At 59.1% G+C, this 19,106-nt stretch carries 14 protein-coding genes and 5 pseudogenes; 8 read left to right on the top strand and 11 right to left on the bottom strand.

Annotated features, from left to right (window positions below; translation table 11 throughout):
* Nucleotides 1-288 precede the first annotated feature (288 nt).
* Nucleotides 289-2,495, top strand: a pseudogene (locus AU14_RS09105) (DUF1631 domain-containing protein).
* 65 nt (nucleotides 2,496-2,560) lie between these two features.
* A complete protein-coding gene (locus AU14_RS09100) occupies nucleotides 2,561-3,187 on the top strand; it encodes a TonB family protein (protein WP_052472006.1) in 627 nt (208 codons plus the stop codon).
* A 10-nt stretch (nucleotides 3,188-3,197) separates the two neighbouring features.
* Here the strand turns inward: AU14_RS09100 and grxD are convergent, their stop codons facing one another.
* On the bottom strand, nucleotides 3,198-3,524 hold the full coding sequence (grxD, locus tag AU14_RS09095; RefSeq protein ID WP_041343812.1) for a Grx4 family monothiol glutaredoxin: 327 nt from the start codon (nucleotides 3,522-3,524) through the stop codon (nucleotides 3,198-3,200).
* 231 nt (nucleotides 3,525-3,755) lie between these two features.
* Between grxD and argF the strand changes: the two genes are divergently transcribed.
* Together argF and AU14_RS09085 are read left to right on the top strand one after the other, a co-directional pair.
* Nucleotides 3,756-4,670 carry an ornithine carbamoyltransferase gene (argF, locus tag AU14_RS09090; protein WP_041340435.1) on the top strand — a complete coding sequence of 305 codons (915 nt, stop codon included), beginning with the start codon at nucleotides 3,756-3,758 and terminating at the stop codon, nucleotides 4,668-4,670.
* A 4-nt stretch (nucleotides 4,671-4,674) separates the two neighbouring features.
* Entirely contained in the window at nucleotides 4,675-5,748 is a 1,074-nt protein-coding gene (locus AU14_RS09085) for an ABC transporter ATP-binding protein (protein WP_041340433.1), read from the top strand.
* Nucleotides 5,749-5,754: 6 nt separating this feature from the next.
* On the opposite strand, the pseudogene glpK reads toward AU14_RS09085, so the two are convergent.
* The 5 genes and pseudogenes from glpK to AU14_RS09070 form a co-directional block, all read right to left on the bottom strand.
* A pseudogene (glpK, locus tag AU14_RS09080) lies at nucleotides 5,755-7,235 on the bottom strand (glycerol kinase GlpK).
* A 227-nt stretch (nucleotides 7,236-7,462) separates the two neighbouring features.
* On the bottom strand, nucleotides 7,463-7,930 hold the full coding sequence (locus AU14_RS23805) for an ATP-binding protein (protein WP_407942838.1): 468 nt from the start codon (nucleotides 7,928-7,930) through the stop codon (nucleotides 7,463-7,465).
* On the bottom strand, nucleotides 7,912-8,655 hold the full coding sequence (locus AU14_RS23800; protein ID WP_407942837.1) for a histidine kinase dimerization/phospho-acceptor domain-containing protein: 744 nt from the start codon (nucleotides 8,653-8,655) through the stop codon (nucleotides 7,912-7,914). The genes AU14_RS23805 and AU14_RS23800 overlap by 19 nt, the downstream gene beginning before the upstream one ends.
* 14 nt (nucleotides 8,656-8,669) lie before the next feature.
* Nucleotides 8,670-9,062, bottom strand: a complete 393-nt coding sequence (locus AU14_RS23795) for a hypothetical protein (protein ID WP_407942836.1) — start codon at nucleotides 9,060-9,062, stop codon at nucleotides 8,670-8,672.
* 68 nt (nucleotides 9,063-9,130) lie between these two features.
* Nucleotides 9,131-9,868 carry a response regulator gene (locus AU14_RS09070; RefSeq protein WP_041340432.1) on the bottom strand — a complete coding sequence of 246 codons (738 nt, stop codon included), beginning with the start codon at nucleotides 9,866-9,868 and terminating at the stop codon, nucleotides 9,131-9,133.
* 248 nt (nucleotides 9,869-10,116) lie between these two features.
* Between AU14_RS09070 and AU14_RS09065 the strand changes: the two genes are divergently transcribed.
* Both AU14_RS09065 and AU14_RS09060 read left to right on the top strand, forming a co-directional pair.
* Nucleotides 10,117-10,878, top strand: coding sequence for a GNAT family N-acetyltransferase (locus AU14_RS09065; protein ID WP_041340431.1), 762 nt, complete (start codon nucleotides 10,117-10,119; stop codon nucleotides 10,876-10,878).
* Between the two features lie 68 nt (nucleotides 10,879-10,946).
* Nucleotides 10,947-11,765 (top strand): lysophospholipid acyltransferase family protein, encoded by an 819-nt coding sequence (locus AU14_RS09060; RefSeq protein WP_041340430.1) that lies wholly within the window; start codon nucleotides 10,947-10,949, stop codon nucleotides 11,763-11,765.
* Here AU14_RS09060 and AU14_RS09055 read toward each other — a convergent pair.
* The 4 genes and pseudogenes from AU14_RS09055 to AU14_RS09040 form a co-directional block, all read right to left on the bottom strand.
* Nucleotides 11,725-12,195, bottom strand: a complete 471-nt coding sequence (locus tag AU14_RS09055) for an FKBP-type peptidyl-prolyl cis-trans isomerase (protein ID WP_041340429.1) — start codon at nucleotides 12,193-12,195, stop codon at nucleotides 11,725-11,727. The genes AU14_RS09060 and AU14_RS09055 overlap by 41 nt on opposite strands.
* Nucleotides 12,195-14,404: pseudogene (locus tag AU14_RS09050) on the bottom strand (acetyl-CoA hydrolase/transferase C-terminal domain-containing protein). Before AU14_RS09050 ends, AU14_RS09055 begins: the two are co-directional and overlap by 1 nt.
* Before the next feature lie 141 nt (nucleotides 14,405-14,545).
* Nucleotides 14,546-14,869 (bottom strand): hypothetical protein, encoded by a 324-nt coding sequence (locus AU14_RS09045; protein ID WP_041340426.1) that lies wholly within the window; start codon nucleotides 14,867-14,869, stop codon nucleotides 14,546-14,548.
* A gap of 210 nt (nucleotides 14,870-15,079) precedes the next feature.
* Nucleotides 15,080-16,115, bottom strand: a pseudogene (locus AU14_RS09040) (NADP(H)-dependent aldo-keto reductase).
* A gap of 114 nt (nucleotides 16,116-16,229) precedes the next feature.
* On the opposite strand from AU14_RS09040, the pseudogene AU14_RS23790 reads away from it, so the two are divergent.
* Together AU14_RS23790 and AU14_RS09030 are read left to right on the top strand one after the other, a co-directional pair.
* Nucleotides 16,230-17,449, top strand: a pseudogene (locus AU14_RS23790) (glycosyltransferase family 4 protein).
* A 63-nt stretch (nucleotides 17,450-17,512) separates the two neighbouring features.
* A complete protein-coding gene (locus tag AU14_RS09030) occupies nucleotides 17,513-17,986 on the top strand; it encodes a phosphatase PAP2 family protein (protein ID WP_236744571.1) in 474 nt (157 codons plus the stop codon).
* Between the two features lie 2 nt (nucleotides 17,987-17,988).
* Here the strand turns inward: AU14_RS09030 and dinB are convergent, their stop codons facing one another.
* On the bottom strand, nucleotides 17,989-19,053 hold the full coding sequence (dinB, locus tag AU14_RS09025) for a DNA polymerase IV (protein ID WP_041340424.1): 1,065 nt from the start codon (nucleotides 19,051-19,053) through the stop codon (nucleotides 17,989-17,991).
* Between the last annotated feature and the right edge of the window lie 53 nt (nucleotides 19,054-19,106).

Below are 19,106 nucleotides of genomic sequence, written 5' to 3'. Positions count from 1 at the left end.
AAGTAATCTTTGGGAGCAGGCCCCTGGCCCCATCGCCCAGCGTTGGGTGGCTGCCCCACCCCTGAGCCCCTCAACCCGATACTTCCCAGGCTCTCACTGGCGGTACGGAGAACTGGGCCAGTATTACCGAATACAGTGCCTGACACATGCACCGTTTTTTGACGTCGGTCGCAGGTCTGGCTTTAGTGATGTTAACTTTGCTGAAAATGCGGTAAATTTGACCAATAATTAGAAAATCAGGATTTTTGCTCGGTCATGTATCCGGTTGAGGCGTAAAAGGAGTCTGCCATGAACAAGCAGTCCGGCATACATTACCTTCGCGAGCACAGGGAAGCGGGCAACAAAAAACCGGTCCCTGCGGAGGTTACCCGCATCCGTGACACGGTGGTCGCCGGGCTGGGCGATCTGATGCAGGGCGCATTCGATGCCGTCGACGATTCACTGTTCGAGCTCGCCAACAATGCGCGCAGCAACAACGAACAGAATCGCTACTTTGAGGCTATGCGCGAGATCCGAATCAAGCGCAAAGGCGTTGAGCGCCATTTCCAGAGCGCCGTCGCCCACTTCTTTTCGAATCCACCGCACACCGGCCATAGTCAGGAAGAGATCCTGAGCAAACAGGCCAGCTCCGAGAGCCTGTCGCTGGTCGGCGATGAGGACCTGGAAGAACAGGTCGCCCTGAATGCCATGATCACCAAGCCAAGGCCCATTTCCAGGGCCCGCTGCTGCAATTGCAAACCCGGTTCGGCCAGGTCTACTCCGAAGCGACCGAAGAATCCCCCGTCAATCCGATGGCTCCCGAGCATCTCTGCAGCGCCTTCACCGAAGCCATTGAAGCCCTGGAAATCCAGATTCGTGAGCGTCTCATCCTGCTCAAGCAGTTTGATCGCTACGTGGTATCCAACCTGGGCATGCTCTTGGACGAGGCCAACCGGATTCTGATTCAGGCCGGTGTGATCCCGAATTTCCGCTACCATGGCAAGGCCGGCACGCAACACACTGCCGAATCCACCAAGGATGCACCGCCCCCGGCGCCAGAGGCAACGGAGCAATCCAGCGCCGAGGCCGCAAGCAACAGCGCGGTATTCGAACAAATTCGTCAGATGTTGGCCCTGCAACGGGCTAATGCTGGAATTCCGCCACGCGCCTCCGATCCGGGCATTCGTCTGGTTGGTGATTCCGAGCTGGCAGATCTTCTGAACGCCCTGCCCCTGCCGGATACCCGCCCGATCAACGGCAACCTCAGCGACGGCGAGCCAATCACCATCGATCTCCGCTACGTGGTCCAGCAGATTCTATCCCAGGCCGATGCCGGCGATGGCCGGAAGCCAGCGCTGGACGAGTTCGATGAAGACCTCATCAACCTGGTGTCCATGCTGTTCGAGTTCATCCTGGACGATTACAACCTGTCAGCGCCAGTACAGGTTCTGATCAGCCGATTGCAGATCCCCATTCTGAAAGTGGTGATCCGGGACAAGACCTTTTTCAGCCAGGCCAACCACCCGGCTCGGCGCCTGCTCAACTCCATGGCCCGCGCCGGCATTGGCTGGAGCTCCAGCGATGAAAAGGCAAAAGACAAGCTGTACAACCAGATCCATAACATTGTTCAGCGGATTCTCAACGAATTCACCGGAGACGTGGCCCTGTTCGAAACCCTGAACCAAGAATTTGACCAGTTCCTCGAGAAAGAGAACCGGAAGTCCTCACTCGTCGAGCAGCGCACCCGGGAATCCGAGCGTGGCCGCATCAAGTCTCAGCGGGCTCAGGAAACCGTCGACAACCTGCTGAAGCAGAAAGTCTCCCGTTACAAACTGCCTGAAACCATCCACGATATCCTGATGAATGGCTGGAGCCGCGTAATGTTCCTTGCGTACCTGCGGGACGACGTAGAGCATCGCTGGAACGAATCTGTGCGTGTCGTCGACGACCTGATTTGGTGCCTGCACCCGCACCAGGAAGACGACGAACGGGATCAGTGGGTACGGGTGGTCCCCAGTCTTCTCAAGACGCTTCGCGCCGGACTGGAAGAGGTCTCCTACAACTCATCGAAACTGGATGTAATGATCGGCCACCTCAAGCACGAGCTCGCCGAAGCCTTCCGGACCAACGCCGCTATCGAAGCACGACAGGACTCCCCAGCCGAGCCCGAGCAAGACATTGCCACGCTGCACCAGACCGCAGTGGAGCGCCAGCAGGAACTGGAAGACGCAGCGATTTCGGAGTACGTAGCCCAGATCGATACCATCGCAATTGGCAACTGGGTGGAATTCCGCCTGGTGAATGGTGCCAGCTTCCGCTGCAAGCTGTCGGCGATCATCGAAGAGGCGGACTGCTTCGTGTTCGTTAACCGCATGGGCCTGAAGGTCATCGAGAAGAACCGGATTGAGCTGGCGCACGAAATGCGCCGGGGCCGCCTGACCCTGCTTGAACAAGGCGCCCTGATCGACCGGGCCCTGGACGCGGTAGTCGGCAGCCTGCGGAGCAAAACAGCCTGAGTCTGATTCAGCAAACAGAAGGCCCCAAGCACAGCCTGCCGGCCGGTTATCGTATAGCTCTTGCGATGTCGGCGGCCTTTCTGGCCCACACGCTGCTACTGTCCGGGTTTCCGTCGCCGTTTCAGGAGCCCGACGATGCCCACCATCGCGTCAGCGTTGAGTTGATCGCCCCCGGCACAGTAACCCGCCCGGAACGTCCCACGGCGACGGCACTGGCCAATAACCGCAACCCCAGATTTGAGGTCTCCCCTCTTCAGACCGAGACAAAAAGGTCACAGTCTGAACCCGTTGCCCAAACCACCAGCACCATGACCAGCACCCCCGCCCGCGCAGGCGAGCAGGCTCCTCTAGTGGAGCCACAACCGGTAGCAACTGCCACCCGGATCACCGAATCACCGGACGAGCAAGACCCCTACCTCGTCAAACTGGCAGTCCACCTTGGTCACGCGCTGGAAAAATTGAGAGAGCCAGCGATCACCCAACTGTCGGAACGGAGGGCGATGGAGATCGAACTTCAACTGCTGAACAATGGTGCCCTGACTCGGGCGAGGGTACTGAAATCGACGGGTCTTAAACGAATAGATGATGCGGCTTACCGCGCATCACTGGCCGCCAGCCCCTATCCGGAGCCTCCGGTCGGCGGCCAGAGCCGGTTCGAGATTGAACTGGTGTTCTCCCCGAACCGGTTCTGAACCGGTCAAGTCAGGCTTCGGCCTGCTTGGCAGCGTCCTTGACAATTTTAGCCAACTCACCGCTCTCAGACATTTCGAGGACGATGTCACAACCGCCAACCAGCTCACCGTTGACGTACAGCTGGGGATAGGTTGGCCAGCTGGAATATACCTTCAGGGCTTCACGAAGTTCCTGGTTGTCCAGGATGTTTACAAATGCGAAGCGCTCGCCACAGGCCATCAGAGCCTGAACCGTCTTGGCGGAAAAGCCGCACTGGGGTGCCTGGGGGCTACCCTTCATGTACAGGATGACGGGGTTATCGGAGAGCTGGCTTTTGATGGTTTCGTTAATGTCCATGAACATTCACCTCTGATCGGAAACGGAATTGCCAATGGGCAACGGACTTGCCGTCTATTGTACACGTCCAGCGAAGACCGCACCAAACACGGCACCTCGCTGACCGCCTCAGCCGGGCGCCACAGCGTTGTCATCCCTGCTACGAAGGGCTAGACTTGTTGGCCCATTTTTTCAGGCAACGTATTCGCCAACTCCGGTGATGCCGGGCTTCGTTGACATAAGGGCCAATGCATGGCGGCACGACACTTTCTGACACTGAATGACATGACCACCACCGAGCTGGAAAGCCTGGTGGATCATGCCTCCAAACTCCGGGATGAGTGGCATCAAGGTAAGGTGCGGGACACTCTCAAGAACCGCGTCCTGGCAATGATCTTCGAGAAATCCTCGACCCGGACCCGGGTGTCGTTCGAAGCCGGGATGGCACAGCTGGGCGGCTCGGCCTTGTTCCTGTCACCCCGGGACACCCAGCTGGGTCGCGGAGAACCGATTGAAGACTCCGCCATTGTCATTTCCAGCATGGTCGATGCGGTGATGATCCGTACCTTCGCCCATGACACGGTCGAACGCTTCGCCGCCGCTTCCCGGGCCCCGGTTATCAACGCCCTGACTGACGATTTTCACCCGTGCCAGCTGCTTGCCGACATGCAAACCTACCGGGAACACCGTGGCAGCATTCGCGGTGCCACCGTGGCCTGGATTGGCGACGGCAACAACATGTGCCATTCATACGTCAATGCGGCGGCGCAGTTCGATTTTCATCTTAATGTTGCCTGCCCGGAAGGCTACGAGCCCGATGCCGGGCTGCTGAAAGCCCATGGCGACCGGGTAACCGTGTTCCGGGATCCGGCTGAAGCGGCGCGCAAGGCCAACCTTTTGGTCACCGACGTCTGGGCGTCCATGGGACAGGAAGAGGAACAGAAGATCCGTGAACAGGCCTTCCGAAGCTATCAGATCAGCCCGGCGTTGATGCAAGTGGCTGACAAAGACGCCCTGTTCATGCATTGCTTGCCGGCTCACCGTGGTGAGGAGATTTCCGCTGACATGATGGAACATCCCAGTTCGGTGGTGTGGCACGAGGCCGAAAATCGGTTGCACGCCCAGAAAGCTCTGCTGGAGTTTCTCATCCTTAACCAGCTGGACTAACCCCATGCATACTCCCACCCACTCCCCGGACGGCTGGCTGCTTGAGGTGAACAACCTTTCTTGCGGTTACGGGGGTGACTCCGTGGTCAAGGACGTCAGCTTTGCCCTCAGCCATGGCGACATCGGGTGTCTGCTGGGTCCCAGTGGCTGCGGCAAGAGCACTATCTTGCGAGCTCTGGCCGGCTTTCTGCCCCTTAACGGCGGCGAGATCAGCCTGCTCTCCCAGGCCATCAGCCTGCCCGGCCGGACGCTGGCGCCGGAGAAACGCCGGGTGGGCATGGTGTTCCAGGACTATGCCTTGTTCCCGCACCTGACCATCGCCGACAACGTCGGCTTTGGCCTGCGCGACATGTCCAAGGCCGAGAAGCATCAGAAAGTGGCGGAACTGCTCGAAGTGGTGCACCTGCAGGACCTGGCCAATAACTACCCGCACGAATTGTCGGGTGGCCAGCAACAGCGCGTCGCCCTGGCTCGCGCCCTGGCCCCGGAACCGACTTTGATCCTGCTGGACGAGCCCTTCTCCAACCTGGACGCAGACCTGCGTCGCCGGTTAAGCCTCGATGTGCGGGACATACTGAAGACGCTCGGCATCAGCGCCATCCTGGTCACCCACGACCAACAGGAAGCCTTTGCCATGTGCGATCAGGTGGCGGTGCTTCGCGACGGTCAGATCCAACAGTGGGACGTCCCCTACAACCTGTACCACGAACCCTCGAATCGCTTCGTTGCCGGCTTCGTTGGCCAGGGCGGTTTCGTACCCGGGAAGACCCTGGGGCCGGATACCATCGAATCCGAACTGGGTGTGATTCACGGCAACCGGGCTTACAACTGGTCAGCCGGCACCCTGGTGGATGTTCTCATCCGCCCCGACGACATCGTCTACGATGCCGACTCCGAGCTTCGCCCCAAAGTGATTGAAAAAACCTTTGCCGGAACCTCAACGCTCTACCGTTTCCGATGTTCTGAAGACACCGAGTTCGAGGCACTGTTCCGAAGCCACCTCGATTTTCACCTGGGCGAACACGTGCCGGTGCGCGTCGAAGCTGATCACCTCATTGCGTTTGAGCGCAACGTCTGACCGCAGTCAGTCGTTGCAGACACGCTCAACAGCATCGATCCAGCCAGCGTACAGGGACTCCCGCAGCGAGGGCCCCATGCGCGGCTCGAATCGGTGCTCGCATTCCCAGAGTTTGGCGATTTCTTCAAGACTGGAGTAGACCCCCGTTTGCAGGCCTGCCAGATAGGCCGCGCCCAGAGCGGTTGTCTCAGTGATTTTGGGACGGTCCACGGTGACATCGAGGATATCGGCGAGAAACTGCATCACCCAGTCGTTGACCACCATGCCACCATCCACCCGCAAGGTTTTCAGGTGGGCGCCGTCGTTTTGGATGGCCCGAATCAGATCCTTGGTCTGGTAACACACGGACTGAAGACCGGCGGTCACAATTTCAGCTATTCCGGTATCCCGCGTCAGCCCCATGATCGCGCCTCGGGCATGCGGGTCCCAGTGTGGTGCGCCCAGACCGGTGAACGCGGGCACCAGGTATACCGGATTCTCAACACCTACTGACTCCGCATGCGCCGTCGATTCACTGGCATGTTTGATCAGCTTCAGGCCATCCCTCAGCCACTGCATGGCAGCGCCCGCCACAAAGATACTGCCCTCCATGGCATAGCAGGGCTTGCCATTGAGGCGGTAGGCCATGGTAGTGAGCAACCGGTTTTCCGACCGCAGAGCCTTATCGCCAGTGTTCAGCATCAAAAAACAGCCGGTGCCGTATGTGCTCTTCGCCATCCCCGGCTCAAAACACGCCTGCCCGATCAAGGCTGCGTGCTGGTCGCCGGCAACGCCCGCAATGGCTACCGGCGCACCCAGCCAATCCGCCTGGGTAGTACCATAATCGGCAGCGCTATCCAGCACCTCGGGCAGTAACGACCGGGGCACCCGGAACAGCTCCAGCAGCCTATCGTCCCAGTTCTGGTCGTGAATGTTGAACAAGGCAGTACGAGAAGCATTGGTCGCGTCAGTGCAATGGGACTCGCCACCGGTCAGATTCCACAGCAACCAGCTATCAACGGTGCCGAAGGCCAGCTCACCGGCCTCAGCGCGAGCCCGCGCACCTTCGACGTTATCGAGAATCCAGCTATCTTCGTGGCCGAGAAATAGGGATCGATCAGCAGACCGGTGCTCTCCACCACCGCATCCTCATGACCATCAGTCTTGAGCTTTGTGCACACTGAAGCGGTGCGTCGATCCTGCCAGACAATGGCGTGGTAGATGGGCTTGCCCGTACTGCGCTCCCAGATCACCGTGGTTTCGCGCTGGTTGGTGATGCCGATGCCCGACAGGTCTGCCGCCGACACATTTGACTCTTCCAAGGCACTGCGACAAACCGCCAGCGTACTTTCCCAGATCTCAATCGCATCGTGCTCAACCCAGCCGTCCTGGGGGAAATACTGGTGAAACTCCTGTTGGTCAGAAGCAACACTGGCACCGGTGTCATCAAACACGATGGCGCGAGAGCTGGTAGTACCCTGATCGATGGCAAGCAGGTAGCGAGGCATAAAGATCTCCGTTTGTTTTTCCCGGATTCTAGCAGTAGTGGAAAAACGAGGAGACCGAATGGGGCAAAAAAGGAGGGGAAAATAAAAAAAGGGCCGGAAAACCGGCCCTCAAATGACGAATGAAACAAGGAAAGTTCGTAAGAACTACAACCTCAAAAGCCATCCCTTACACTCTTAGTATTAGCCAAGCGGTCGCGTTCGTCCGTAGCGGTTGTGTAGCGACTTTGTTACATCTGGTTAGACCCTGAGCTGTAAGTCACACAATAGTCTATCGGCTTCTTACGCGGCCATACCAGGCTGAAACGCGCCCCACCCAATTCATTACTGCGGCCCACAAAAGCCTGCCCGCCATGCCAGTAAAGGATGCGTCGGACAATGGACAGGCCCAGGCCATATCCGCCAGACGTACGGGTGCGGCTGTCATCAAGGCGTGCAAAGGCGGTAAACACTTTCTCCCAATCTTCCTCAGGAACCCCGGAGCCGTCATCTTCGACGTCGATCCGGCAGTTGTCCTCGTCGATGTGGCAACGCACCAGCACCTGGCCAGCGGCGTACCGACCTGCATTACCGACCAGGTTCTGAACAGCCCGGTGGATATAACGCGGCTCGACATCGGCAAGGGCCCATTGCTCGGAAGCTGGGTCAATATCAGCCTCGATTTTCAGTGCCGGTCGAATCAGTTGCTGCTCCGACACCACTTGCCGGACCAGATCGGTGACCGACGCTCCTGCAACGAGAACACCGGCCCGCCCTGCTCCAGCCGGGCGTAGGTCAGAATTTCATCAATCAGTTCATCCAGTTCCTGAATATCGCCATCGATGCCATCGAGCTGCTTCTGCAACCGCCCTTCATCCTGGCAGTCCTCGATCATCTGCACGCCGAACCGGATGCGGGCGACCGGCGTGCGCAGCTCATGGGAGACCGCGTGAATCATTTCGCGCTGCACATTGACCAGACGCTGAATGTGCTCCGCCATGCCATTGAAGGAGGCGCTGAGGCGGGCAACCAGGGTGCCAGACCCGGTTTCCACCCGGGCGCCCATCTCACCGCGGGCAATCCGAACGGCCACCGACTCAACCTTCCGCAGGTTACTGTCGACCGCACGTACACCAAGGAAAACCGCGACCGCGAGCACTCCACCCACCACTGCTACCAGCAGCAAAATGACCGGCCAGGCCCAGGGCGTAAACGGCGGCGGCATGGCAACCCGGTAAAGCTCACCATCGTCAAGCTGCAACAACACATGCCCCTTACCGACTGGGCCCTCCTGGTAAAACACCAGGCCATCGCTGGCTACCTGCTCAAGCACTTCATCAGATGGCAGCAGGCCGACATCGTTCACCGACGCCACCTCGACATTGAGCGCCTCGGCAAGTTGGGACGTCAGGCCGGCACGCTCATCCGGGCCGGTCGCCCGCAAATGCCAACGGACGATCAGGCGACGGCTTCAGCCACTTCCTGGTAGGGATCGTCAAACTCCATCTGCAACACCCGGCCGCCAGGCCCGGCAGCAAGAATTCGGTAACCAGCCGGACTGGCCAGGGAGACAATCTGATCGTAACCGAGGCGCTCCAGCGTTACCGGAGACAGCGTCAGCTCGTCGGGGGAAGTTACTTCGAAGTCGTAGAGAGTGCCAAGCCAGTGATAACGCTCGGCTGCATCGGGGTCGGACTGGAGCCAGCGCATCAGCGGCTCGGGGAAACGCTCGTGCCAGAACTGGGATCTGACTGAATTGACGCCCACGAAGAGAGCGACACAGACAACAAGAACCAGCATCACCAGGGCGGCAAAGCGAGCATAAAGCTTGAGAAAGAACATCAGGGGCATGTCATGAACCCTGGTACGGAACGCCGGCGCCTTTCATAGAGGTCGCACCGGCTCCAGAGACTGAATCGTCAGGCTTCCTTTACGAACAGGTAGCCTTTACTGCGGACGGTCTTGATTCGACGGGGATGGATGGGATCGTCGCCGATTTTTGGCCGGATACGAGAGACCCGAACATCAATGGAGCGATCCTGACCGTCGTATTCGATGCCACGCAAGGCGGTAAAGATTTCCTCGCGGCTCAGCACCCGTCCGGCGTTGCTCGCCAACAACCAGAGCAGATCGAATTCCGCACTGGTCAGGTCGATACTGGCATCACTCAGCCAGGCTTCGCGCATGGACCGATCGACCACCAGATCGTTGAACTGTAAACGAACCGGCTCTTCGCCATTGGCTTCGTCACTTGCCGCCTGTCCGGCTTCCGTCACCCGGCGTAGCATGGCGCGTATGCGAGCCAACAGCACTCGCGGCTTAGCCGGTTTGCCGATGTAATCGTCGGCACCCATTTCCAGGCCGAGGACCTGATCCAGATCATCGGTGCGGGCTGTCAGCATGATGATGGGGCCGGAATAGAACGGGCGCACACGACGGCAGATCGACAAGCCATCCTCGCCCGGCAACATCAGATCCAATACCACCAGATCCGGCTGCTCGTTGCGGATGCGCTCAACAGCCGCACCACCGTGGGTTTCGAGCGAGACTTGCAGACCGTTACTCTCCAGATACTCACGGGTCAGCTCGGCCAGTCGCTCGTCGTCCTCAACAATGAGAATTCGCCAACTTTCGTTTGTCTGTTCCACGCCATCCATCTCTGATTTTGTTTTTCCAATTGTGAGTCGTACCGTTTGCCCGACAATACAGACAACCTCCGGTAACAGCAATTATACATGCTATTCAGAAATATACATGGAACCCGGACTCTGTTACAGCCCGTGACAAAGCGCTTCACCTACATCAGCTAATCGCGATCTGTCATATAGACGTCATTCCGTCGTCATGGGTGTGTCACACCGGCTTCATAGGCTTGTCGGGAAATGGACACAAAAGAGACCATGCCATGACTGCACAAACCGCGAGACCACGTCGAAGCGCCCGTCGCCTGACCAGCGCCATCACCCGCGGCCCCGATTTGATTGAAGCGGCGCAGCGTCTGCGCTACCAGGTATTTTCCGACGAATACGGCAGCGACCTGGGCGCCGAGGTGCCCGGACTGGATCGCGACTCCTTCGACGCCGTCTGCGACCATCTGATCGTCACCGACGGTGACAGTGGTGAGCTCGTAGCTACTACCCGCATCCTGCATCAGGCCGACACCGAACTGGTCGGCGGCTTCTATTCCACTGGCGAATTTGATCTGTCGGCGCTGAACCAGTTGCCGGGCACCGTCGCCGAGCTAGGGCGCACCTGCGTGCACCCGGACTACCGCAATGGCGCGACCATAGGATTGCTGTGGTCTGCCGTGGCTGAATACCTGATGGCCCGCAAGGTGGACTATGTGATCGGTTGTGCAAGCATCAGCATGGCCGATGGCGGCCTGAAAGCCTGGCGGATCGCTCGTCAACTGCAGAACGAATACCTGGCAGACGACGAGTATCGCGTGTTTCCGCGACGAAAACTGCCGCATCTGACCCATGTTATTGATGAAACCCGAGCGGTCATGATTCCACCGCTGATCAAGGCCTACATGCGTCTGGGCGCCAAGGTATGCGGCGAACCCTGCTGGGATCCGGAGTTCCGGTGCGCCGATTTGCTGGTCTTGCTGGAAGTGAACAATCTGGCCACTCGCTACAGCCGCCATTTCCTGGGCAAGGCCTCTTAAGGCCTCTTGGGGCCTATTAACGGAGCTTACAGACTGCCAGTGAGACGGCAAAAAACAGGAGACCTGCCATGGCATGGCTCAGACTCACCTTTCGGCTGGCTGCATTTTGCCTGTTCCTGGCAGCGACCGTGCTGCTGGCATCCAGCCTCCTGGCCTTCGACATGCTGACCCGCCGGCAAATTGATCGAACGCCCTGGGCGCGCCGATGTTTCCTGTGGGCGTGCCGGTGTCTCGGGTTTGAGGTTCGGGTTCACGGCGCCCCACCCGAACGCAACGTCCTTTACGTGAGCAACCACATCAGCTGGTCCGATATCCCGATTCTGGGCAGCTTGACCCCGATCCTGTTCCTGTCGAAAGCGGAAGTGAGCGAATGGCCAATCATTGGCTGGCTGGCGCAACAGGCCGGCACCCTGTTTATCAAACGCGGGGGTGGGCGGGCCAGGCGGGTCCGGGCTTCGATTACGGAAAAATTGCAGGCGGGGGAATCGGTACTGGTGTTTCCGGAAGGCACCACCGGTTTCGGATTAACAGTGCTTCCCTTTCACGGTTTGTTACTCGGCGCCGCCACCGACTGCGGGGCGCCGATCCAACCAGTCACCATCAGCTATCGCCGCGCGGGACGCCCGGACCATCTGGCTCCGTTCGTAGGCGACGACGCCTTCCACAACCACCTGGTAACGCTGCTGAAACAGCCGCCAACTCAGGTCGATGTTGTGTTTCACCCGGCGATTAGGGTCAAGCCCGAGCTGAGCTCATCGCAATTGGCTCTCCAGCTCCGAAATACCGTTCAGGCCGGTCTGTCGCAGGTTCAGGCCGGGGAGCTGGACCACGCCGGGGACGACTGCATCAAAACAGCGGACGGCCTTGGGCCATCTCATCCTCAGTAGCTTCCCGGCGGCCCACAATCTCCAGATCGAAGTACAGGGTGAAGCCGGCCAGCGGATGGTTGGCATCAACCTTGACCAGATTGCCGTCAATAGAGACAACCTGAACGATCTGCGCCTCATCACCGGTATTGGTCTGGAACTTCATGCCGATCTGAAGATCCTCGACCCCCTCAAACAGCGAGCGCGGCACCTTGCGGATCAGCTCCGGGTTATGCTCGCCGTAGGCCATCGCCGGCGGTACCGTGACTTCCAGGCAATCACCGACATTGCGATCCTTCACCGCTTTCTGAATACCCTCGATGATGTCCGGGCTGCCATAGATAAAGTGCAGCGGCTCGCTGCCTTCAGAAGTATCGACAAGTTCGCCGATCTTGTTTTTCAGCACGTAATGAACGGTGAAAACGTCAGGTTTGGTTTGTGAGACATCCATCAGGCTTCTGGGTTTCCTGTGTCGGTTGGTGTGTCATTCAGTTGCAGACCGTAAATCACCAGGCGCTGATCCAGCTTTGCCCGCAGCCCCGATGGCTGCGCCAGCCCCATGCGTTCGAGCAATGAAGCGAAGCAGTTGTCGTGATCCCTGGCTCTGACAGCCTGCAGAAGTGTCCACAGTTTACCACGGCGGGTTGCCGTTGCGGCTTTCAGGGTCTTAAGGGCTTTCCCTAACGTCAGTTCCTCGTCAGTAAAGTCCCGTCCGAACGGGAACGCCGGAAACACATCGGCATCGCCCCCGGCCGCAATTGCAGCCTGAACAGCTTCCGGCGTGTTGTCACACCAGTCCGCCGGCAGGCGGAAATCTGCGGCCACCTTGCCGGCCTTTTGCGCCTGCTTCAGCAAGCCGGGCTGGAAACGGGAATCGGCAATGCGGATCAGCCGCAGATAGACCTGCTCGTCGGACTGGCCCCGCAGATCGGCGATACCGTACTCGGTAATGACAATGTCCCGCAGATGCCGGGGAATGGTGCAGTGGGCGTAATTGAAGACAATATTGGAGAGGGTCTTACCGCCCGACTGGCGAGTCGCCCGCAGGGTCACAATGGAGCGGGCTCCGGGCAGCTCGTGGGCCATGGCAACGAAGTTGTACTGTCCGCCTACACCACTGACCACGCGCCCATCCGCCAGCCCGTCTGAAACTGCGGCACCGCCCAGGGTATACATCATGGTGGAATTAACGAACCGGCTGTGGAGCCGCTGTGCCACTTTCAGCCGCTGGTCACCAAAGCGATGGTCGTACAGGTGATTGATGAAATTCACGCTGGTCATGCAGATCTGATCCCGGCGCTCGTCACTCAGGTCCCGCAACGCCCGGTAAAAACTCTCGGGGCCGACGTAGAAGCCGCCGTGCATGGTTACTCCGCCCTTCAGCCGCGACCCAAGCGCCAGGGACTCAATGGCCTCCCGGGCCTGAGGATCATCCAGATCCCCATCCACCGACTCGGAGCCCACAAGCAAACGGCCACCCCGGAATTCCACGCTATCCCGAAGGATGCCCAACCGGACCAACCAGGCCACATCCCGGGCCCGCATGGGTGAATCGATCAGCTGTTCGCGGCGAAGCACATCCAGGGAAGCCATCGTCACCTGCTCACTCAGTTCGCCCCGATTGATCAGTGTCTGCAGGCCGGCATGCTCGAAGACCTCGCGCCGGAGAATGCCCGCCTGCATCAGGTACAGAAAACCATCCACCATCATCTCGCTGCAGCCATACAGCCCTCGCTCGAACGGGCCGGTGCCGCCGTCGGTTTCGGCCACGGGAAAGCGCTCGGCAATTCTCAGGTGATCGTACACCGAGCGCCAGTGGTCGTTGTCCTTGTGCCGGAGGATGGCGCTGTGCACCAGCGCCGCCCCCAGGGAACCGATGCCCACCTGCAGGGTGCCGCCGTCTTTCAACAGGGCGCTGGCGTAAAAACCAATCAGATGATCTTCCGGCTGATGGCCATCTCCGGCGCCGAGAACAACGGGTAATCGGTGGAGGGCTGCTCGAACACCACATCAAACACCGACTCTTCCACGGCGCCATGGCGATCCATCCAGGGCAGGTTTCGATTCGTTTCCGCCACCAGCGCCACCGGCGTGCCCTGCTCTTCCCGGGCACGCAGCTCCGGGATCAGGTCGAGGGTCAGATCCGGATTACAGCTCAGACTGACCATGCCCTCGCGATCGGCGAGTTCACCCGGAGCGACCATCTGGGCCACCACATTGACACCCTGCGCCATCAGATCTCGAACCGCATGGGTGTAATTGCTGCAGACGTAATGCCGCTGTTGCGATTTATTGTTGAGATAGTTGCCGGCTTTAAAGAAGAACTCGGAAACCTGCACGTTATCGGGGAGACGGTTGGCGGAGACGTCCCTGGCGTAGGCCAGTTCCGGAATCCGACCGTAGAGCCGGTCGGCAAAGGGGGTCAGGAATCGTTTCTCTAGTGACGAGCCACCCCTGGGCGCCAAAAGCGACAGGGCGGTAACAATGTGCAGCTGTATTTCAGGATCAACTTTCGCACGCTGGTACAGGGCGTTAACGAAACGGATGGGTTTACCCAGCCCCAGGGGCAGGCCGAGCGTGATGGTCTTCCCCACCCGGTCAATCACTGCATCAACACAAGCCTCTACATCGTGTGAACGTCGACCAGTATCAGTCGCCATTGCCAAGCTCCTTATGGATCAATACGGCTGTTGTTACGGGCGATGATCACACGACACCTGAACGCTGGCAATGCGCCAGATCAGGTTTACGACAGAGAGATTAGCAATGCGAGGGCAAGAACAAACGAGATCGGGAGAAAGTCAGAAATTCCACTTCAGGTTCAGGCAGGCACCTTCGTTAAGCAGCGCGATGCCATGATCGGGCCGGGCCGGCTCGGACGCATATCGTTTGCCACCATGGTCGGAGCGGCTCAGGGTCAGCGTTAACAGTCGGGAGCCAATCTCACTGACAGCCTCGACCGGGCCATCTTCAAAATCACCAGACATGCGCTCCTGGAGCTCGTAAACGTCCTCGACGGTGACTGTTTCGCCAAATTCGTCGAACACGCGCTCAGCAGCTTCGGCGCGGACAACAAAGGCGACTAGATTAAGGGCTAGTAATGCGACAAAGATGCGAATAATCATGACACTTCAACGACCTGGAAACCGAAAGGATTGTAATGATACCTAAGGCTAAAGTCTAATGATTAAACACCGGAAAGATGTGAAATTGAACACAAAATCGCCACTGTTTTGTCAGCGAACATCCCCGTTTATGTCAAAAAATAATCCAGGGTATTTCAGCGTGTAACAGACAACGCCCAGCCCCGGCATTTGCCGGGACCGGGCCGCCGGTTATGGGCAGGGATAGGTGAACTCCGTGTGTAACGCCTCGATAGCGTCGAGCACATCCTGATCAAGGGTAATGGCTGCGGACCCGATGTTCTCCTTCAACTGCGCCATGGTGGTAGCGCCCACGATGTTACTGGTGACAAAACTGCGACTGTTGACGTAGGCCAGCGCCAACTCCACCGGTGACAGCCCATGCTCCCGTGCCAGCTCCACATAGGCCCGGGTTGCGGCCATGCCGCGGCTGTTGCTGTAACGCTTGAACCGCTCAAACAGGGTGAGCCGGCCCTTCTCCGGCCAGCTCTCGCCCAGGTACTTGCCGGAAAGCATGCCAAACGCCAGGGGCGAGTACGCCAGCAGACCGGCCTGTTCGCGATGGGCGATTTCAGCCATACCCACTTCAAACGACCGGTTCAGCAGGTTGTAGGGATTCTGGATACTGACCGCGCGCGGCCAGCCCTTTTCCCGGGCCAGGCGCAGATACTCCATGGTGCCCCAAGGCGTTTCGTTGGATAACCCGATCTGCCGAATCTTACCTTCCCGAACCAGCTCATCCAGCGCTTCCAGAGTCTCTTCAATGGGGGTCGAGCTCTCCTCCGGGTTGCTGGTAACCCAACTGACCGAAGAAATTGGTGCTCCGATCCGGCCAATGCACCTGGTAAAGATCAATGTAATCAGTTTGCAGGCGCTTCAGACTGGTCTCGCAAGCCTCCCTGATGTGTTCGCGGGTCAAGCGGGGGCCGTTTCGGAGGTAGGTCAGGCCATTACCCGGCCCCGCCACCTTGGAGGCAATCACCAGGTCGTCACGGCGACCGCGGCGCGCCAGCCAGTTTCCCAGGTACTGCTCGGTCAAACCCTGGGTTTCAGCCCGGGGTGGCACCGGGTACATCTCCGCAGCATCAATGAAGTTCACACCAGCCTCGGTTGCGTAGTCCAACTGCTCAAAGGCTTCCGACTCGGTGTTTTGCTCCCCCCAGGTCATGGTACCCAGGCAGATCAGGCTGACATCAATGTCAGTATTTCCCAGCTTTCGCGTTTGCATAGTGTCTCCGCATCGGATGGTGGAACGGGTAAAGGGATTGTCATGGGACTGTCGCAGAACTGTCACGCCCGGTTTCCATAGTAGGGACATGTCAGGGGAACCCCAGGAATCATCGTGACCGAGACCGTTCAGGCCGCACGGCGCCAACAACACATTACCATTGTATCTGAGACCTTTCCGCCGGAAATCAATGGCGTGGCGAACACGCTCAGGCACCTGTGCCAGGGTCTGATGCAGCGAGGCCATCGGGTTACCGTGATCCGGCCTCGTCAGCGCCAAGAATGCAAGGGCCTGGTCGCCGAAGCGGGCCAGGCACTGTTCAGTCGGGAACACCTGGTTACCGGCCTGCCACTGCCCGGCTACGCCGACCTGCGTTTTGGCCTGGCTCGAAGTGGAACTCTTCGCAAACTCTGGAAACAGGACCGGCCCGATGTCATCTATGTGGCCACCCAAGGCCCCTTGGGCGTAGCGGCGGTTTCGGCGGCCCATAGCCTGGGCCTGGCAGTCAGCTCCGGCTTTCACACCAACTTTCACAGTTACAGCAACTACTACGGCGTTGGTGTGCTCGAACGCCTTCTATGCGCCTATGGCCGCTGGTTTCACAATCGCACGTCGATCACTCTGGTGCCGACCCGGAAAATGGCACAGACCACCGCTGCCATGGGTATCAGGCCCACCGGACTCTGGAGCCGCGGCGTAGACTGCACCCGGTTTGCTCCCCATAAACGGGATGAGAAATTACGGGCGCAATGGGGACTGAAGGCTAATGAGCGCGCGGTGATCTACGTTGGCCGGCTGGCCCCGGAAAAGAATCTACGCATGGCGGTGGCCTGCTTCGAGCGACTTCGCAACCTGCACCCTCGGGCCCGGTTCATCCTGGTGGGTGACGGACCGATGCGCCGGCAACTGGCCGAGCAACACCCGGATTACATTTTTGCGGCACCCGGCGCGGTGAAGACCTTGCTCGACACTATGCCTCCGGCGACCTGTTCCTGTTCCCGAGCAAAACCGACACCTTTGGCAACGTGGTGCTCGAAGCCATGGCCAGCGGGCTGGCAGTGGTTGCTTTTGACGACGGCGCCGCCAGCGAACACCTGCGGCACGAGGAGAACGGCATGAAAGCCGATCTGCAGGAGGACGAAGACTTTGTCGACGGCGCCCTGCGGCTGGCCGACCAGCCGACGTTACTGAATCGCATTCGGGCCCAGGCCCGACTGGACGCCCTCGAGCTGGATTGGAACTCGCAAATTGAACAGTTCGAACAGTTGGTTTTCACGCAAACAGCCAGGACCCGATATCATGCCATCGACAACCAAAGCATCTCGCTTCTTTGAACTGGTGGATCAGAGGGAATACGCGTTCTGCCAGCCATCAACCGGGTTGCCGGCGTCCCCTCAGTGCTCGGCTATTTCCGACTGGTCAGCCGCCTGGGCGATGGCTGGTTCTGGTACGCACTGATTCTGACCACTCCCTTCCTTTGGCCAACTGAAGGTCCAGCGCTGGCTTTACTCATGACCCTGACCGGTCTGACCTGCACCCTGACCTACAAACTGCTCAAACGACACCTGATTCGAGAGCGACCGTTTATTTCCTTCCCGTCCATTAACTGTGGCACGCCACCTCTGGACCGATACAGTTTTCCGTCCGGTCACACCCTGCACGCGGCCTGCTTTCAGACCATGTTGTTCATGGCCAGCCCCGCTTTTGCTCTGACCATCCTGCCCTTCACCCTCAGTGTTGCCGCTTCACGAGTGGTGCTGGGACTGCATTACCCTACCGACGTTGCTGCCGGAGCGGTGATTGGCGGCTTGTTGGGGTGTCTGTCGATGCACTACCTGCTGGGCGACTTCCTGCTGCTGTTCCCGGGCTGAGCTCAGTCAAACAGCCGCAGCTGCGTGACTGGCGCATCGTCATTGCGGAATCGCACCCCCAGCCCGAGAAGCCGCACAGGTCGATCTTTCTCGCCCGCCAGCTCTTTGAGCAAGGGCAGATAGTCGTCGAATTCCGGCTCCTGCACATGCTCGCGGACCCGTTCGAGGGTATGGGTGGAAAAGTCGCTGTAGCGGATTTTGATGAACAGCTTGTGGATCGGTTTGCGCCCGCCCTTCCGGGTCAGCCGCAGATTCAGATCCGCGACCAGCGACGCCATCACCGTCTCGCAGGCGGCTCGGTCAGGCAGATCCTGGGAAAAAGTACGCTCGACACTGATTGATTTGGCAATGCGCGACACCACCACCGGCCGGTCATCACGACCGTGTGCCATCTCGTGCAGACGGTAACCCTGCTTGCCAAAACGGTCCATCAGCACTTCCGGACCAATGGCCTGGAGATCGCCGCAGGTCTCGACACCCAGGGCGTTGAGCTTGGCCGCAGTCACCTGCCCAACGCCGAACAGCTTCTGTACCGGCAATGTACGGACAAAGCCGTCGACGTCCTCAGGCCGGACAACAAACAGGCCATCGGGCTTTTCCCAGTCACTGGCAATCTTGGCGAGAAATTTGTTGGGTGCAACACCCGCTGACACCGTAATGCCGACCTCGCGGCGAATGCGCTCGCGCAGGTAACGGGCCATCAATGTGGCGCTGCCTTTATGATCGGTAATTTCGGAGACATCGAGGAAGGCTTCGTCCAGTGACAACGGCTCCACCAGATCGGTCATTTCCCGCAGAATAGCCATGACCTGCTGGGAAGCCGCCCGGTAACGGCCCATATCTGTGGGCACAGTCACCAGGCCCGGACATAGCCGCCGGGCCTCACTGCCCGGCATGGCAGAGCGCACACCGTAGGCGCGGGCCTTGTAGTTGCACGTGGTCACCACACCCCGGCCGCCGGCGCCGCCTACGGCCAGCGGCACCTCCCGCAGGGTTGGATCGTCACGCATCTCCACCGCGGCGTAAAAGCAGTCACAATCGACATGAATGATCTTGCGCTGATGCATGGTGCCTGGAACTCGCGTCAACATTCTGTACATTTATACAGCCTTGTATCTTA

It is taken from the genome of Marinobacter similis (assembly GCF_000830985.1).
Taxonomy (GTDB): Bacteria; Pseudomonadota; Gammaproteobacteria; order Pseudomonadales; family Oleiphilaceae; genus Marinobacter; species Marinobacter similis.
This window is presented reverse-complemented; position numbering and strand designations above follow the sequence as displayed.

What these genes read in the sequence shown, in the direction of transcription:
- AU14_RS09065 (WP_041340431.1), top strand. Translation starts at nt 10,117, where the DNA reads ATGACTGCACAAACCGCGAGACCACGTCGAAGCGCCCGTCGCCTGACC.
- AU14_RS09070 (WP_041340432.1), bottom strand. Translation starts at nt 9,868, where the DNA reads ATGGATGGCGTGGAACAGACAAACGAAAGTTGGCGAATTCTCATTGTT.
- AU14_RS09055 (WP_041340429.1), bottom strand. Translation starts at nt 12,195, where the DNA reads ATGGATGTCTCACAAACCAAACCTGACGTTTTCACCGTTCATTACGTG.
- grxD (WP_041343812.1), bottom strand. Translation starts at nt 3,524, where the DNA reads ATGGACATTAACGAAACCATCAAAAGCCAGCTCTCCGATAACCCCGTC.
- argF (WP_041340435.1), top strand. Translation starts at nt 3,756, where the DNA reads ATGGCGGCACGACACTTTCTGACACTGAATGACATGACCACCACCGAG.
- dinB (WP_041340424.1), bottom strand. Translation starts at nt 19,053, where the DNA reads ATGCATCAGCGCAAGATCATTCATGTCGATTGTGACTGCTTTTACGCC.
- AU14_RS09100 (WP_052472006.1), top strand. Translation starts at nt 2,561, where the DNA reads ATGTCGGCGGCCTTTCTGGCCCACACGCTGCTACTGTCCGGGTTTCCG.
- AU14_RS09060 (WP_041340430.1), top strand. Translation starts at nt 10,947, where the DNA reads ATGGCATGGCTCAGACTCACCTTTCGGCTGGCTGCATTTTGCCTGTTC.
- AU14_RS23795 (WP_407942836.1), bottom strand. Translation starts at nt 9,062, where the DNA reads ATGCCCCTGATGTTCTTTCTCAAGCTTTATGCTCGCTTTGCCGCCCTG.
- AU14_RS09085 (WP_041340433.1), top strand. Translation starts at nt 4,675, where the DNA reads ATGCATACTCCCACCCACTCCCCGGACGGCTGGCTGCTTGAGGTGAAC.
- AU14_RS09045 (WP_041340426.1), bottom strand. Translation starts at nt 14,869, where the DNA reads ATGATTATTCGCATCTTTGTCGCATTACTAGCCCTTAATCTAGTCGCC.